At 64.5% G+C, this 14,442-nt stretch carries 14 protein-coding genes; 9 read left to right on the plus strand and 5 right to left on the minus strand.

Features of this window, described 5'->3' with window-relative positions; all coding sequences use genetic code 11:
- Positions 1-4 precede the first annotated feature (4 nt).
- From Q0894_RS05410 to Q0894_RS05435, 6 genes are all read left to right on the plus strand, one after another.
- Positions 5-1,198, plus strand: a complete 1,194-nt coding sequence (locus Q0894_RS05410; protein ID WP_132042888.1) for a class I SAM-dependent rRNA methyltransferase — start codon at positions 5-7, stop codon at positions 1,196-1,198.
- Complete coding sequence (locus tag Q0894_RS05415; protein WP_240721701.1) at positions 1,191-1,517, plus strand: DUF2007 domain-containing protein; 327 nt, start codon at positions 1,191-1,193, stop codon at positions 1,515-1,517. Before Q0894_RS05410 ends, Q0894_RS05415 begins: the two co-directional genes overlap by 8 nt.
- Before the next feature lie 180 nt (positions 1,518-1,697).
- Positions 1,698-2,723: a tryptophan--tRNA ligase gene (trpS, locus tag Q0894_RS05420; protein ID WP_132042886.1), complete on the plus strand. Its 1,026-nt coding sequence runs from the start codon at positions 1,698-1,700 to the stop codon at positions 2,721-2,723.
- 203 nt (positions 2,724-2,926) lie between these two features.
- Complete coding sequence (locus Q0894_RS05425) at positions 2,927-4,135, plus strand: YeeE/YedE family protein (RefSeq protein WP_299232198.1); 1,209 nt, start codon at positions 2,927-2,929, stop codon at positions 4,133-4,135.
- Between the two features lie 186 nt (positions 4,136-4,321).
- A complete protein-coding gene (locus tag Q0894_RS05430) occupies positions 4,322-4,651 on the plus strand; it encodes a hypothetical protein (RefSeq protein ID WP_299232200.1) in 330 nt (109 codons plus the stop codon).
- A 147-nt stretch (positions 4,652-4,798) separates the two neighbouring features.
- Positions 4,799-6,478, plus strand: coding sequence for an NAD-dependent malic enzyme (locus Q0894_RS05435; RefSeq protein ID WP_132042881.1), 1,680 nt, complete (start codon positions 4,799-4,801; stop codon positions 6,476-6,478).
- Between the two features lie 131 nt (positions 6,479-6,609).
- Here Q0894_RS05435 and acnA read toward each other — a convergent pair whose 3' ends face one another.
- Positions 6,610-9,381: an aconitate hydratase AcnA gene (acnA, locus tag Q0894_RS05440; protein ID WP_299232203.1), complete on the minus strand. Its 2,772-nt coding sequence runs from the start codon at positions 9,379-9,381 to the stop codon at positions 6,610-6,612.
- Positions 9,382-9,557: 176 nt separating this feature from the next.
- Here acnA and Q0894_RS05445 point away from each other — a divergent pair, with 176 nt between their 5' ends.
- Positions 9,558-9,806, plus strand: a complete 249-nt coding sequence (locus Q0894_RS05445; protein WP_366130970.1) for a CPXCG motif-containing cysteine-rich protein — start codon at positions 9,558-9,560, stop codon at positions 9,804-9,806.
- 107 nt (positions 9,807-9,913) lie between these two features.
- Positions 9,914-10,864: a thioredoxin-disulfide reductase gene (trxB, locus tag Q0894_RS05450; protein ID WP_132042875.1), complete on the plus strand. Its 951-nt coding sequence runs from the start codon at positions 9,914-9,916 to the stop codon at positions 10,862-10,864.
- A 54-nt stretch (positions 10,865-10,918) separates the two neighbouring features.
- Here the strand turns inward: trxB and Q0894_RS05455 are convergent, their stop codons facing one another.
- The gene (locus Q0894_RS05455) at positions 10,919-11,164 is read right to left on the minus strand and encodes a SlyX family protein (RefSeq protein ID WP_229332961.1); all 246 of its coding nucleotides are present in this window, start codon (positions 11,162-11,164) and stop codon (positions 10,919-10,921) included.
- Between the two features lie 95 nt (positions 11,165-11,259).
- Between Q0894_RS05455 and Q0894_RS05460 the strand changes: the two genes are divergently transcribed.
- Positions 11,260-11,724, plus strand: coding sequence for a cold shock domain-containing protein (locus Q0894_RS05460; RefSeq protein ID WP_272922913.1), 465 nt, complete (start codon positions 11,260-11,262; stop codon positions 11,722-11,724).
- 117 nt (positions 11,725-11,841) lie between these two features.
- On the opposite strand, the gene Q0894_RS05465 is transcribed toward Q0894_RS05460, so the two are convergent.
- The 3 genes from Q0894_RS05465 to dapD are packed head-to-tail and all read right to left on the minus strand — an operon-like array spanning position 11,842 to position 14,435.
- Positions 11,842-12,243, minus strand: coding sequence for a hypothetical protein (locus tag Q0894_RS05465; RefSeq protein ID WP_132042871.1), 402 nt, complete (start codon positions 12,241-12,243; stop codon positions 11,842-11,844).
- Between the two features lie 7 nt (positions 12,244-12,250).
- On the minus strand, positions 12,251-13,423 hold the full coding sequence (gene dapE / locus Q0894_RS05470) for a succinyl-diaminopimelate desuccinylase (RefSeq protein WP_299232213.1): 1,173 nt from the start codon (positions 13,421-13,423) through the stop codon (positions 12,251-12,253).
- Positions 13,410-14,435, minus strand: coding sequence for a 2,3,4,5-tetrahydropyridine-2,6-dicarboxylate N-succinyltransferase (dapD, locus tag Q0894_RS05475; RefSeq protein WP_299232215.1), 1,026 nt, complete (start codon positions 14,433-14,435; stop codon positions 13,410-13,412). The genes dapE and dapD overlap by 14 nt, the downstream gene beginning before the upstream one ends.
- Positions 14,436-14,442 lie beyond the last annotated feature (7 nt).

Here is a 14,442-nt window from a genome sequence, read left to right on the forward strand (position 1 = left end):
CACCATGACCCTGTCCTCACTTCGCCTGAAGAAGAACGCCGACCGCCGCCTGAAGGCCGGCCACCTGTGGCTCTACTCCAACGAGATCGATACCGCGGCGACACCGCTCAAGGGCCTGGAGCCGGGGCAGCAGGTAGTGGTGGAGGCGGCCAATGGCAAGGCCATGGGCGTGGCCTACGTCAACCCCAATTCGCTGATCTGCGCGCGTCTGGTCTCCCGGGATCCGCAGCAGAGTCTCGACCGCTCGCTGCTGGTGCATCGCCTCAACCAGGCCCTGGCGCTTCGCCAGCAGCTGTTCGCCGCCCCCTACTACCGCCTCGTGCACGGCGAGGGAGATCTGCTGCCTGGACTGGTGATCGACCGCTTCGGCGATACGCTGGTGGTGCAGCTAAATACCGCCGGCATGCAGGCGGTGCTGCCCGAGCTCCTCGATGCCCTGGACAAGGTGCTCTCACCCGTGAACGTGGTGCTGCGCAACGACACCTCGGGACGCCGTCAGGAGGGCCTCGAGCGCTCCGTGGAGGTGGTCAAGGGCGACGTGGGTGACCCCGTGCTGCTTGAGGAGAATGGCGTGCGCTTCTCGGCACCGGTGCTGGATGGCCAGAAGACCGGCTGGTTCTATGACCACCGCGTCAACCGCGCCTGGCTCAATCAGTTCGTGGCCGGCAAGCGGGTGCTGGACCTGTTCAGCTATGTCGGCGGCTGGGGCGTACAGGCCGCGGCTCATGGTGCCCGGGAGGTGCTCTGCGTGGATGCCTCGGCCCCGGCGCTGGAGCGGGTGGCCGACAATGCCGCACTCAATGGCCTGCACGAGCAGGTGTCGGTGGGGGAGGGGGATGCCTTCGATGTTCTGGCGGCTCTCAAGGCGGAGGGCGAGCAGTTCGATGTGGTGATCCTCGATCCGCCCGCCTTCATCAAGAAGCGCAAGGATATTCCCAATGGTGAGCGCGCCTACGGCAAGCTCAACCGTGAGGCGATGCGCCTGCTGGGCCGCGATGGCCTGCTGCTCTCGGCATCGTGCTCCATGCACCTGGCCCCGGAGCGGCTGGTCGACGTGGTGCGCGGAGCAGTGCGCCATCAGGATCGCCATGGCCAGATTCTCTTCCAGGGTCATCAAGGACCGGATCATCCGGTGCATCCGGCGATTCCCGAGACCAGCTACTTGAAGGCTCTGGGGGTGCGGGTCTTCCGTGACTGACAGGGTGGGCGAGTCGGTGCGTGTCTTTGCCCACAGCAATACGCTGCTGGTCAGCCATGTGTATAACCTGCTCGAAGCGGCGGGCATCCCCGCGGAGTTGCGCAACATGACCCTGGGTGGCGGCGCCGGTGAGCTGCCGCTCGGGGAGTGCGAGCCCGAGGTGTGGGTGAAGTCGCATAATCGCGAGCGTGCCGACGCCCTGATAGGCGATGCCCTGACGGGCAGGAGCGATGCCGCGGCCTGGCACTGCCCGGGCTGCGGCGAGACGCTGGAGGGGGTCTTCGAGGCCTGCTGGAAGTGTGGAGCAGGGCGTCCCTGAGGGCGAAGATACGAGATCGGGCCCAGGCCCAGGTCGAGCCCTTTGCCACGCGCTGCCGCTCATGCTCTCGGCCATTGGTCATCCGGGCTAGGGAAGAGGGGCGGCGTCCGGCTCCGGTCGCCTTGTGGGGGCCTGCGCGTTACCATAGCGACCATTTACGAACCGCAGAGTCCGCTTTCCATGAGTGCAGCTTCCGAGAAGATCCGCGTCCTTACCGGCATTACCACCACCGGCACCCCCCATCTGGGTAACTATGTCGGTGCCATCAAGCCTGCCATCGAGGCGAGCCAGGACCCGGGTGTCCAGTCCTACTACTTCCTGGCCGACCTGCATGCATTGATCAAGTGTCAGGATCCGCGCCGGGTGCAGGAGTCGCGCCTGGAGATCGCCGCCACCTGGATGGCGCTCGGCCTGGACACCGATAACGCCATCTTCTACCGGCAGTCGGACATTCCTGAGATCCCCGAGCTGACCTGGATGCTCACCTGTGTCTGTGCCAAGGGGCTGATGAATCGTGCCCATGCCTACAAGGCGGCGGTAGCCGAGAACGAGGCGGCCGGCAATCAGGACCCCGACAAGGGCATCACCATGGGCCTGTTCGGGTATCCGGTGCTGATGGCCGCCGATATCCTGATGTTCAACGCCAACCGGGTACCGGTGGGGCGTGATCAGATCCAGCATATCGAGATGGCCCGTGATATGGCGGGTCGCTTCAACCATCTCTACAAGGGGCAGTATTTCACCCTGCCCGAGGCGGTGGTGGACCAGAAGGTCGAGGTGCTGGGTGGTCTGGACGGGCGCAAGATGTCCAAGAGCTACAACAACACCATTCCGCTGTTTGTTTCCGAAAAGAAGCTGCAGAAGCTGGTGCGCAAGATCAAGACCAACTCGCTGGAGCCCGGCGAGCCCAAGGATCCGGATACCTGCACCCTGTTCCAGATCTACTCCGCGTTCGCCACGGCCGAGGAGACGACGGCCATGCGCGAGGAGTATGCCGGTGGCATCGGCTGGGGCGAGGCCAAGAACCGTGTATTCGAATACCTCAACGACCATCTGCGCGAGCCTCGCGAGCGCTACCAGGCGTTGCTGGAGGACCCGGGGCATATCGAGCAGGTGCTGCTGAAGGGGGCAGAGCGCGCTCGGGCCGAGGCGGCGCCTCTGATGGATCGTCTGCGGCAGGCGGCAGGACTGGGTCGCTTCGTCTGACGCCACCTCGGTTGCGTTGACATGTCGGGCGCCTGCTGGCGCCCGACATTCGTTCGAGCCTTTAATTACTTTTTGGCATCAATTTCTTCTTTTAAATACTTTTACGCGATTTAAGGGTTCCGTTAGCCTAACCGGTTTGCGGGCACCCTGTCCCGTGATGTCCATCTCCCCGTGATGCGCCTCTGCCTCCGAGTGAACCTGCCATGAGTGAATTCGCCTTGACCCGACCCAAGCGACTCTCCCTTCCCGCCGTGGCGGCCGGGGCCCTGCTGCTGGGGGCCCTGGTCGTGGGCACCGTCTTTGGTGCGCGCCTGGGGGGGCTGATGGTGGTTGGCGGCCTGCTGGGCATGGTGCTCTACCATGCGGCCTTCGGCTTTACCGCCGCCTGGCGGGTCTTTATCACCGAGCGGCGAGGTCGCGGCCTGCGCGCGCAGATAGTGATGCTGGCCATCGCGGTGCTGCTGTTCTTCCCGGCACTGGGGGCCGGCAGCCTGTTGGGTCAGCCGGTCTATGGCTTCGTGGCACCCATCGGTGTGTCGGTGGTGTTCGGAGCCTTTCTCTTTGGGGTGGGCATGCAGCTGGGAGGCGGCTGTGCCTCCGGCACCCTGTTCACCGCCGGAGGCGGCAATGCGCGCATGCTGATCACCCTGGTGTTCTTCATTATCGGTTCGCTGATCGGTACCGCCCATTTCGGCTGGTGGCAGAGCCTGCCGGCCTTCCAGCCGGTGTCGCTGGTCAAGACCGCGGGCACCGGTGGGGGAATGGCGATCAGCCTGGCGCTGTTTGCGGCCATCGCCGCCTTTACGGTGGTGATGGAGAAGCGCCGGCACGGGCAGCTTGAACGGGCAGCGAAGATCGATGTCGGCAATCGGCGCTGGCTTGTCGGTCCCTGGCCACTGCTGGCGGGGGCCGTGGCCCTGGCGCTGCTGAATTTCGCCACCCTGGCCCTGGCCGGCCGCCCCTGGGGCATCACCTCCGCCTTCGCCCTGTGGGGCGCCAAGGGCTTCACGGCATTGGGGGGAGATGTCAGCCAGTGGGGTTACTGGCAGTCCTCGTGGAATGCCGCCGCCCTGGAGGCCACGATCTGGCGTGATATCACCAGTGTCATGAACATCGGCCTGATGCTCGGTGCCTTGATCGCCGCCTCGCTGGCCGGCCGTTTCGCCCCCAGCTTTCGCATTCCCCTGCGCTCGGTGTTGGCTGCCGTGGTCGGTGGCATCATGCTCGGCTATGGTGCTCGTCTGGCCTTCGGCTGCAATATCGGCGCCTACTTCAGCGGTATCGCCTCCGGCAGCCTGCACGGCTGGGTGTGGCTGGTGGCGGCCTTCGCCGGCAACATGCTCGGGGTGAAGCTGCGGCCGTTCTTCTTCAAGGCATCGGCCTCATCCATCGCGCCGGTCAAGGGAAGCTGACGGCACCGCTCCAGGCGCTTTCGGAGTGGGCTCCATGGGTGGGGGCGGTGGTTGCGTCGTGGGGGGCTTCTCTCATCAGGGGTGGTGGCTCGAATGGGAGTGGCACTCTGCCATGAGTGTGATTATTCTAAATTAACAATAATGACTCCCGTGGCTAGCGCGCCACTCCAATGAAAGGAACCGACGATGTCGATTCAACGCTGGGTACTGGCTCTCTTCCTGATCCTGTTCGCGGTGACCGCACAGGCGCGGGACTACTATGTCGATATCACCAATGACACCGGCTACACCATCTACTACCTCTATGTCAGCCCCGGGAAGTCGACCTCATGGGAAGAGGATGTATTGGGAGATGAAGTCATGCTCGATGGTGCCTCGCGTCGGGTCACGCTCACGGGGTACAAGAGCCCCTACTTTGACATCAAGCTGGTCGACTCGGACGGCGACTCGTACACCTTCTGGGATGTCGATGTATCGCGTCGCGACCTGGTGGTAACCCTCGACGACCTCGACTGAGGCCCAGGCTGGTCGCCCGGGATTAGTAACCCGGCATCGAGCGCCCCGGTCTTGGCCGGGGCGCTGCCGTTTCGTGCATGGTAGAGTATTCGAGGGGTGCCGATAGGGTGCCCCAGGCCTGTTCCCGTCAACCGATCGAGAGCTGAGATGACCACCGAATCCAAGCGCCCCTTGTATATTCCCTATGCCGGTCCGCCGCTGCTGGAGATGCCGCTGCTCAACAAGGGCAGCGCCTTCAGTCAGGAAGAGCGCATCGAGTTCAACCTGATCGGCCTGTTGCCGCAGTGTGTGGAGACCATCGAGGAGCAGCTGGAGCGGGCCTACCGACAGTACCAACAGTGCCAGACCGATCTCGACAAGCATATCTACCTGCGCGCCATTCAGGATGATAACGAGACCCTCTATTATCGACTGGTCTCGGAGCACCTCGAGGAGATGCTGCCCATCATCTATACGCCCACGGTGGGCAAGGCGTGTCAGGAGTTCTCCAATATCTATCGCAATCACCGGGGGCTGTTCATCAGCTATCCCGATCGTGACCGGCTGGATGACATCCTGCGCTCCTCCACCAAGGAAAAGGTCAAGGTGATCGTGGTCACCGATGGTGAGCGCATTCTTGGCCTGGGGGATCAGGGTATCGGTGGCATGGGGATTCCGATCGGCAAGCTGTCGCTGTACACCGCCTGTGGTGGTATCAGTCCCGCCTATACCCAACCGATCATGCTCGATGTGGGGACCAACAATCAGGCGCTGCTCGATGACCCGATGTACATGGGGTGGCGCCACCCGCGGATCTCCCAGGAAGAGTATGACGCCTTTATCGAAGCGTTCATCGTGGCGGTGAAGCGACGCTGGCCAGGGGTGCTGTTGCAGTTCGAGGACTTTGCCCAGGCCAATGCCGTGCCGCTGCTGACGCGCTATCGCGATGAGCTGTGCTGCTTCAACGACGATGTTCAGGGGACCGCCGCGGTGGTGGTAGGCACCCTGATGGCGGCCTGCAAGGCCCGTGGTGAGGGGATCACTCAGCAGCGAGTGGTGTTCGTGGGAGCGGGCTCCGCCGGCTGCGGCATCGCCGAGCAGGTGGTGGTGGCCATGCAGGCGGAGGGGCTCTCCGAACGGGAGGCTCGCGACCGTATCTACATGGTCGACCGGGAGGGGCTGGTCACCGACGACCAGGATTGGTTGCGCGATTTCCAGAGCCGTCTGGCCCACGACGCGGCCCTTACCGAGGGCTGGAACGGCCAGGACCTGGTCGAGACGGTACGACAGGTCAAGCCGACGGTGCTGATCGGGGTGTGCGGGCGGCCGGGCATCTTTACCGAGGAGGTGGTGCGTACCATGCACGCCAGCTGCGAGACGCCGGTCATCATGCCTCTCTCCAACCCCACCTCCCAGGCCGAAGCCGTGCCCGAGGATGTGATCCGCTGGACCGACGGGGCGGCGTTGGTCGCGACCGGCAGTCCCTTCGCCCCGGTGGAGTACGAGGGGCGTACCATTCCCATCGCCCAGTGCAACAATGCCTATATCTTCCCGGGGATCGGCCTTGGGGTGATCGCCGCCGAGGCTCGGCGAGTGACCGATGACATGTTGATGGCGGCATCGCGAGCGCTGGCGCGAGAGGCGCCTATCGTCAAGGAGGGCAAGGGCGCGCTACTGCCACCGCTGAGCAAGATCCGCGAGCTTTCCAAGGCGATCGCCTTCGATGTGGCCGGCCAGGCCCAGGGTGAGGGCATGGCGCTGAAGACCAACGGCATCAAGCTGCGCGAGGCCATCGAGCGCAACAGCTGGACCCCGGAGTATCGGCGCTATCGCCGCCGCTCCTTCTAGGCCAGAAGCGACGAGTCAAGCGCTCTGCGCCAAGAGGTTAGGTAGTTCGACATCTGACGCTCCAAACCAAGCAGCCCCGCCGGATATCCCGGCGGGGCTGTTGCTGGTGCGGTTGAGTCGGCCGAAGGGGGTCAGGCCGAACCGATCATCTTGCGCAGCACATAGTGCAGGATGCCGCCATGGCGGTAGTACTCCAGCTCGTTGGCGGTATCGATGCGGCACAGCGCCTCGATGTTCTTCTCGCCCTTGTCGCTCTTGATGGTCACCTTGACGCTGCTGCCCGGGGTGAGCTCGGAGAGCCCTTCGATGGAGATCTGCTCATCGCCGGTGAGCCCCAACGACTGACGACTCTCGCCCTCGGGGAACTGCAGCGGTACCACGCCCATGCCGATCAGGTTGGAGCGGTGGATACGCTCGTAGGACTCGGCCAGTACCGCGCGGACGCCAAGCAGGCGCGTCCCCTTGGCGGCCCAGTCACGACTGGAGCCGGTGCCGTACTCCTTGCCGGCCACCACCACCAGCGGAGTGTTCTCCTGCTGGTACTTCATGGCGGCGTCATAGATCGCCATTTGTTCGCCGGAGGGCACGTGGCGTGTCTCACCGCCCACCACGCCGTCGAGCATCTCGTTCTTGATGCGGACGTTGGCGAAGGTACCGCGCATCATCACTTCATGGTTGCCGCGCCGTGAACCGTAGGAGTTGAAGTCCACCGGCTTGACCCCGTGCTCCTGCAGGTAGCGACCGGCGGGACTGTCGGGCTTGATGGCGCCGGCCGGCGAGATATGGTCGGTAGTTACCGAGTCACCCAGCATGGCCAGGATACGGGCGTCCTTGACGTCCTCCACGACATCGGGTTCTCGTCCCATGCCGTCGAAGAAGGGCGGATGCTGGATATAGGTGGAGTCCGTCGACCACTGATAGACCTTGCTCTGGGGCACCTCGATGGCCTTCCAGACCTCGTCGCCGTCGAAGACCTCGGCATACTGCTTGCGGAACATCTCGGTGTTGACCCGCTCCACCGCTTCGGCGATTTCCGCCTGGCTGGGCCAGATATCCTTGAGGTAGATCGGCTTGCCGTCCTTGCCGGTGCCCAGCGGTTCCTGGGTCAGGTCGAGCTGGACGTTGCCGGCCAGGGCATAGGCCACGACCAGAGGCGGTGAAGCCAGCCAGTTGGTCTTGACCAGCGGGTGCACGCGACCCTCGAAGTTGCGGTTACCCGAGAGGACCGAGGCCACGGTGAGGTCGGCCGTATTGATGGCCTGCTCGATGGGCTCCGCCAGGGGACCTGAGTTACCGATGCAGGTGGTGCAGCCATACCCCACCAGGTTGAAGCCTAGGGCATCGAGGTCCTCCTGCACGCCACCGGCGGCCAGGTAGTCGGTGACCACCTTGGAACCCGGCGCCAGTGAGGTCTTCACCCACGGTTTGGTGGATAGCCCCTGCTCGCGGGCCTTGCGGGCCAGCAGGCCGGCAGCCATCATCACGCTGGGGTTGGAGGTGTTGGTACAGGAGGTGATGGCGGCAATCACCACATCACCCGGGTTGAGCTTGAACTGCTCGCCGTCGAGGTCGACGTCCTGGCTGTCGGCATGCTCGAAGCTGCGTTCGACGCCCACCGCGGTCTGCCCGCCTTCGGAGAACAGGCGCCCCTTCTCCACGGATGCGGCCTGCTTGACGCCCGGCTTGGTGGTTCTGGCCTCCGTGTCGTCCTCGAGCAGCGCCTCGAAGGTCGACTTCATGTCGGAGAGGGCCACGCGATCCTGCGGGCGCTTGGGGCCGGCCAGGCTGGCTTCGACCTCGGTCATGTCCAGCGCCAGGGTGTCGCTGAACACTGGCTCCTCGCCGGGCTCGCGCCACAGACCCTGGGCCTTGCTGTACGCCTCCACCAGGGCGATCTGAGCATCGTCGCGGCCGGTGAGGCGCATATAGGTCAGCGTCTCGTCGTCTACCGGGAAGAAGCCACAGGTGGCGCCATATTCCGGTGCCATGTTGGCAATGGTGGCGCGATCCGCCAGCGGGAGGTCCTTGAGGCCATCACCGTAGAACTCCACGAACTTGCCCACCACGCCGTGATTGCGCAGCATCTGGGTCACCGTGAGCACCAGGTCGGTCGCGGTGATTCCCTCGCGCAGCTTGCCGCTGAGCTTGAAGCCGACCACCTCGGGAATCAGCATCGAGACCGGCTGACCCAGCATGGCGGCTTCGGCCTCGATACCCCCCACGCCCCAGCCGAGTACGCCCAGGCCGTTGATCATGGTGGTGTGAGAGTCGGTACCTACCAGGGTGTCGGGGTAGGCGAGGGTCTTGCCGTCCTGTTCCTTGGTCCACACCGTTCTGCCCAGATACTCGAGGTTGACCTGGTGACAGATGCCGGTGCCCGGTGGCACCACACGGAAGTTGTCGAAGGCCTCCTGACCCCAGCGCAGGAACTCGTAGCGTTCGCGGTTGCGCTCCATCTCTATGGCCACGTTGTCCTTGAACGCGGAGGGGTTGCCGAACTTGTCGACCATCACCGAGTGGTCGATGACCAGGTCCACCGGGGAGAGCGGGTTGATCCGTGCCGGATCCTCGCCCAGGCGCTCGACGGCCGCACGCATGGAGGCGAGGTCGACCACCCCCGGCACGCCGGTGAAGTCCTGCATCAACACACGAGCCGGCCGGTAGCCGATTTCGCGGTCGGAGCGTCCCTCCTGCTGCCAGTCCACCAGTGCCTGCATGTCCTCCCGGGACACGCTTTCGTCATCGGCAAAGCGCAGCTGATTCTCGAGCAGGATCTTGAGGGTCTTGGGCAGGCGTTCGATGCCTCCCAGCGCCTCGGCTGCCTTGGGCAGGCTGTAGTAGTGGTAGGTACGGCCTGCGGCCTCGAGGCTCTGCAGAGTATCGAAAAAAGAGTCGGTGCTCATCGAAATCCTCCCATCGGAGTGTGAACGAACCTTCCTGGTACGCCTTAATGTATATGGTCATGATAGGCAGGCTTTTCAACTGTTGCTCGGAGGTGCTTGAAATGTTCGCCGAGTGTCGCCATCTCTTTTCATCTGTGTCAGCGTTGCTCAAGCGCCGGAAAGCCATGCGCCAACCCATGCTTTCAAGACAGGCCGAGCACGGCCGGGGAGTTCCCATGCATGAAGAGGCATTGACCCCGCGGCGGGTGCGTTGCCCCTACTGCGATGCACCCTTCGATCTGCTGCTGGATGCCTCCCAGGGCAGCCAGATCACCTGGGAGGACTGCCACGTCTGCTGTGCGCCTATCCAGGTGCGCATCGAGGCCGACCCCGGCGATCCCGAGGTGCTGACGGTGGTGCTGGGCCGCGACGACGAGGTGCTCTAGCGACGCGCGACAGGGCTGCCTCGATCGGGGCGCACCGACCCTAGGAGGCGGCGTGGCTGTTACAATGGCGCCACTCTATTCCGAACGTTACTGCACGAGGTCTTTCCATGAGCGATGTGCGTCATGAGCGCCTGATCATTCTCGGTTCCGGTCCGGCGGGGTATACCGCCGCCGTCTATGCGGCCCGCGCCAACCTCAAGCCGCTGCTGATCACCGGCATGCAGGCGGGAGGGCAGCTGACCACCACCACCGATGTGGACAACTGGCCCGGCGATGATGCCGGCGTACAGGGACCCGAGCTGATGGAGCGCATGAAGCGCCACGCCGAACGCTTCGATACCGAGGTGTTGTTCGACCATATCCACGAGGTGGAACTGCGTGAGCGCCCCTTCACCCTGAAGGGCGACAACGGCACCTATACCTGCGATGCACTGATCATCGCCACCGGCGCCAGCGCCCGCTATCTGGGGCTGGAGTCCGAGCAGAAGCTGATGGGCCAGGGCGTGTCGGCCTGTGCTACCTGCGATGGCTTCTTCTACCGCAACCAGGAGGTGGTCGTGGTCGGTGGCGGCAATACCGCCGTGGAGGAGGCCCTGTATCTGGCCAATATCGCCTCGAAGGTTACCCTGGTGCACCGTCGTGACAGCCTGCGTGCCGAGAAGATCCTTCAGGACAAGCTGTTCCAGAAGGCCGAGGAGGGCAAGGTGGTGCTGGAGTGGAACCACACACTGGAGGAGGTGCTGGGCGACAACAGCGGCGTGACCGGTGTGCGTCTGGCCTCCACCACGACCGGCGAGACCAAGGAGCTCGCGGCACCGGGCGTGTTTATCGCCATCGGCCACAGCCCCAATACCGGCATCTTCGAGGGGCAGCTGGAGATGAATGGTGGTTATATTCGGGTCCGCTCGGGCCTCGACGGCAACGCCACCGCCACCAGCGTGCCGGGCGTGTTCGCCGCCGGCGACGTCATGGACCATGTCTATCGCCAGGCGGTCACCTCCGCCGGCAGCGGCTGCATGGCCGCCCTGGATGCCGAGCGCTACCTCGACGAGCTATAACCCGGTTGCGCCGCTCACCCTGTGGTGGCGCTACGCTTTCCTTGCCCCTTGAGGCTAATAGTGCGGCGGTAGCTCGTCCTCGGCGCTTGGTGCCGCCGCATCTCCCTCCTGCAGTGCCTGCTGCTGCTCGCGAATCTTCCGCTGCATCAAGTCATTGATGCGCTCCAGCCTGGTCAGACGCGTCTCCTGGGCGGCGACCGCCTGGTCCAGGGTGTCCAGCCAGTGTTCCTGGTAGGCGATACGGCTCTCCAGGGCGGTGAGGCGCTCGTCAAGGGTGTCGGACGTGTGGGTCGTGCTCATGCTAGAATCCTTGCGCTGCGTGCCACCGTTCATCGTGGCACCTTCCTCGTGGTTATCAATATCGTTCATTGCCAACTAGAGAGTCATTCGAGCCCATGAATCGCAAGCTCATGTTTCGCTGTAGTCTGATCAGTCTGCTGCTAGCTGCCCCGGCGCCGTTGCTGATCGCCCTGTTTATTCACCTGGCCGGCGGCGCCCTGTCCGAGGCGCTGTTCGACAGCCTCCAGCTAGGCGGTGTCGCCGTGGTCTATGCTGCCGCGGCCCTGGCGGTTTTCCTGGTGCTGCTGGTCGCCACTCTGGCAGTCAATGCCCTTAGTCCCCAGCTGGTCAACCTGGCCGAGATCGAGAGCGATGATCGTGAACTCGGTGAGGTGAAGTGGTTCAACGTCAACAAGGGGTATGGTTTTATCACTCGCGACAGCGGCGAGGATGTCTTCGTTCACTTCCGGGCCATTCGTGGCCGCGGTCACCGCACCCTGGCCGAGGGCCAGAAGGTCCGCTATTACGTGGTGGAGAACGAAAAGGGGCTACAGGCCGACGATGTCACGGTGATTACCTGAATCGCAGCGTCATCGGCTGGCTCCGGGGCGCCCTGTACTCACACCTGTAGTACTCAAGCCTTTGGTGCTTACGCCTTTGAACATCGCCCCGCAGCCGCGGGGCGATGTCGTTTTGGGCTACCGGCCGGAGTCGGGCCAGTGGATCTCTGTTTCACGCCCGTCGGGAAGCACCTGCAGAAAGCGGTCGGGCTCGTCGCCGGGTTGCCAGCCGCCCAGCGAGCAGCGCACCTCGCCGCCCAGGTGACGGGCGGCGGAGCGCGCGCAGGCCGCGTCATTCGACCAGGGGGTCTGGGCGCTATCGAACCAGAGGCTGGCGAAGCCGTCGGCGGCACGCTCCACCAGCAGCACCGGGATCTCGTTGCCGGCAAGCCGGCCACGGGCGCGCCACTTGCCCTTGCCGGCCGGGGCCAGAGGATCGGCTCCGATGGCCTCGCCCAGCCACGTATTCAGCGCCTCAACAGGGGCCTTGGCCAGGTAGATCTCGATATCGGGATAACGGGGTTCGCTGTCAGCTGTCATGCAAGCCTCAGGGTCGGGCACTGCCGTTGATGAACAGGTGCTTCATGATCGCTTCATAGATGCGGCTCAGCTCGTCCAGGTCGCTGGCCCGCACCCGCTCGTTGACCTGATGGATGGTGGCATTGAGGGGACCCAGCTCCACTACCTGGCTGCCCAGGGTAGCGATAAAGCGTCCATCCGAGGTGCCACCGCTGGTGGAGAGCTCGGGGGTCTGTCCGGTGATCTCCTCGACACCGCGTACGCTGGCCTCCACGAGTTCGCCCTCGGCGGTGAGGAAGGGCTCGCCGTTGAGAGTCCAGTCCAGTTCGTAGTCCAGGCCGTGGGCATCGAGAATCGCCGCGGTGCGCGACTTGAGTTGCTCGTGGGTCACCTCGGTGGAGAAGCGGAAGTTGAACACGACCTCCACCTCGCCGGGGATGACGTTGGTGGCGCCGGTACCCGAGCGAAAGTTGGAGATCTGGAAGCTGGTCGCGGGGAAGAAGTCGTTGCCGTCGTCCCAGTGCTCCCGGGTCAGCGCGTCCAGCGCGGGCATGGCCTGATGGATGGGATTGCGTGCCAGGTGAGGGTAGGCCACATGGCCTTGTACTCCCTTGATATGCAGCACGCCACCGAGTGAGCCACGGCGACCGTTCTTGACCACGTCCCCCAGTCGAGCGGTGGAGGAGGGCTCGCCGACGATACAGTAGTCGAGCCGCTCATGGCGTTCACGCAGATGCTCCACCACGGCGCGCGTCCCGTCCTTGGCCGGGCCCTCCTCATCGGAGGTGATCAAAAACCCCAGTCGGCCGTGGTGATCGGGGTGGTCGGCGATAAAGCGCTCCACCGCGGTGATCATGGCCGCCAGGCTGCCCTTCATGTCGGCGGCACCTCGGCCTCGCAGCATGCCGTCGTCATCGATGCACGGCGTGAAGGGGGGGGTGTCCCAGTGGGTGTGAGGGCCACTGGGCACCACATCGGTGTGGCCGGCGAAGGCCAGCAATGGACCGTGGTGACCACGGGTGGCCCAGAAGTTCTCGACATCGCCGTAGGGCAGGCGTTCGATATGGAAACCGAGCGCCGCGAGGCGCTCGATCATCAGTTCCTGACACCCCAGGTCGTCCGGCGTCACCGATGGGCGTGCCAACAGGTCGAAGGCGAGCCGCAGGGTGGGCGAGAGGCCAGCAGGATCAGTTATGGGCATGCAGTGCCTCGTTGAGCGCGATGGCGCTCTTGTTGGTCAGGCACTCGATGCGGCCGTTCTGGGAGTTGCGGCGCAGCAGCAGGTCGTCCTGGTTGGCCAGCTCGCGGGCGGCCACGGTACCGGCCTCCTGGCCCTGGTCGTCGAGCAGGGTGACCTTGGCACCGGCGGTAAGGTAGAGGCCCGCCTCCACGGTGCAGCGGTCCCCCAGCGGGATGCCGATGCCGGCATTGGCACCGATCAGGCAGCCTTCGCCGACCTTGATCACGATATTGCCGCCTCCCGAGAGCGTGCCCATGGTGGAGCAGCCGCCGCCGAGGTCGGAGCCCTTGCCGACCATTACCCCGGCCGAGATTCGACCCTCGATCATGCCCGGTCCTTCGGTGCCCGCGTTGAAGTTGACGAAGCCCTCGTGCATCACGGTGGTGCCCTCGCCGAGGTAGGCACCCAGGCGAACCCGGGCGGTGTCGCCGATACGCACGCCGCCGGGAACCACGTAGTCGGTCATCTTGGGGAACTTGTCGACACAGTCCACGGAGAGGGCTCGGCCCTCCAGGCGCGCCTTGAGACGGCGGGCGGGCAGCTCCTGGACGTCGATGGCGCCCTCGTTGGTCCAGGCGATATTGCGCAGCAGGCCGAACATGCCGGTAAGGTCGAGGCCGTGGGGCTTGACCAGGCGGTGAGACAGCAGGTGCAGCTTGAGGTAGACCTCGGGGACGCTCTGCGGGGGCAGGTCCTCGGCGATAAACATTGCCACCAGCGGGCGAGTGGCCGCGGCGAGGGTCTCGGCCAGCTGTGCCTGCTCGGCGTGGCCGGCGGCCTTGAGGGCGCCGGCCAGCTCGCCACACTGCTCGGGCAGGAAGCTGACCGCAGCGTTACCCTCCGGGACGTCCAACACCTGCTTGACCGCCGCGATCAGGTCGGCATTGGGCTCGAGGAGGGGGGTGGGGTAGTAGATCTCCAGCCAGTCGCCCTGGGTGTTCTGGGTGCCGGTTCCGAGTGCAAAGCTCAGCATATCGAGA

Origin of the sequence: uncultured Halomonas sp. (assembly GCF_947501415.1) — a bacterium.
Classification (GTDB): domain Bacteria; phylum Pseudomonadota; class Gammaproteobacteria; order Pseudomonadales; family Halomonadaceae; genus Halomonas.

What these genes read in the sequence shown, in the direction of transcription:
- Q0894_RS05410 (WP_132042888.1), top strand. Translation starts at nt 5, where the DNA reads ATGACCCTGTCCTCACTTCGCCTGAAGAAGAACGCCGACCGCCGCCTG.
- trpS (WP_132042886.1), top strand. Translation starts at nt 1,698, where the DNA reads ATGAGTGCAGCTTCCGAGAAGATCCGCGTCCTTACCGGCATTACCACC.
- Q0894_RS05425 (WP_299232198.1), top strand. Translation starts at nt 2,927, where the DNA reads ATGAGTGAATTCGCCTTGACCCGACCCAAGCGACTCTCCCTTCCCGCC.
- Q0894_RS05430 (WP_299232200.1), top strand. Translation starts at nt 4,322, where the DNA reads ATGTCGATTCAACGCTGGGTACTGGCTCTCTTCCTGATCCTGTTCGCG.
- Q0894_RS05435 (WP_132042881.1), top strand. Translation starts at nt 4,799, where the DNA reads ATGACCACCGAATCCAAGCGCCCCTTGTATATTCCCTATGCCGGTCCG.
- acnA (WP_299232203.1), bottom strand. Translation starts at nt 9,381, where the DNA reads ATGAGCACCGACTCTTTTTTCGATACTCTGCAGAGCCTCGAGGCCGCA.
- Q0894_RS05445 (WP_366130970.1), top strand. Translation starts at nt 9,558, where the DNA reads ATGCTTTCAAGACAGGCCGAGCACGGCCGGGGAGTTCCCATGCATGAA.
- trxB (WP_132042875.1), top strand. Translation starts at nt 9,914, where the DNA reads ATGAGCGATGTGCGTCATGAGCGCCTGATCATTCTCGGTTCCGGTCCG.
- Q0894_RS05455 (WP_229332961.1), bottom strand. Translation starts at nt 11,164, where the DNA reads ATGAGCACGACCCACACGTCCGACACCCTTGACGAGCGCCTCACCGCC.
- Q0894_RS05460 (WP_272922913.1), top strand. Translation starts at nt 11,260, where the DNA reads ATGAATCGCAAGCTCATGTTTCGCTGTAGTCTGATCAGTCTGCTGCTA.
- Q0894_RS05465 (WP_132042871.1), bottom strand. Translation starts at nt 12,243, where the DNA reads ATGACAGCTGACAGCGAACCCCGTTATCCCGATATCGAGATCTACCTG.
- dapE (WP_299232213.1), bottom strand. Translation starts at nt 13,423, where the DNA reads ATGCCCATAACTGATCCTGCTGGCCTCTCGCCCACCCTGCGGCTCGCC.
- dapD (WP_299232215.1), bottom strand. Translation starts at nt 14,435, where the DNA reads ATGCTGAGCTTTGCACTCGGAACCGGCACCCAGAACACCCAGGGCGAC.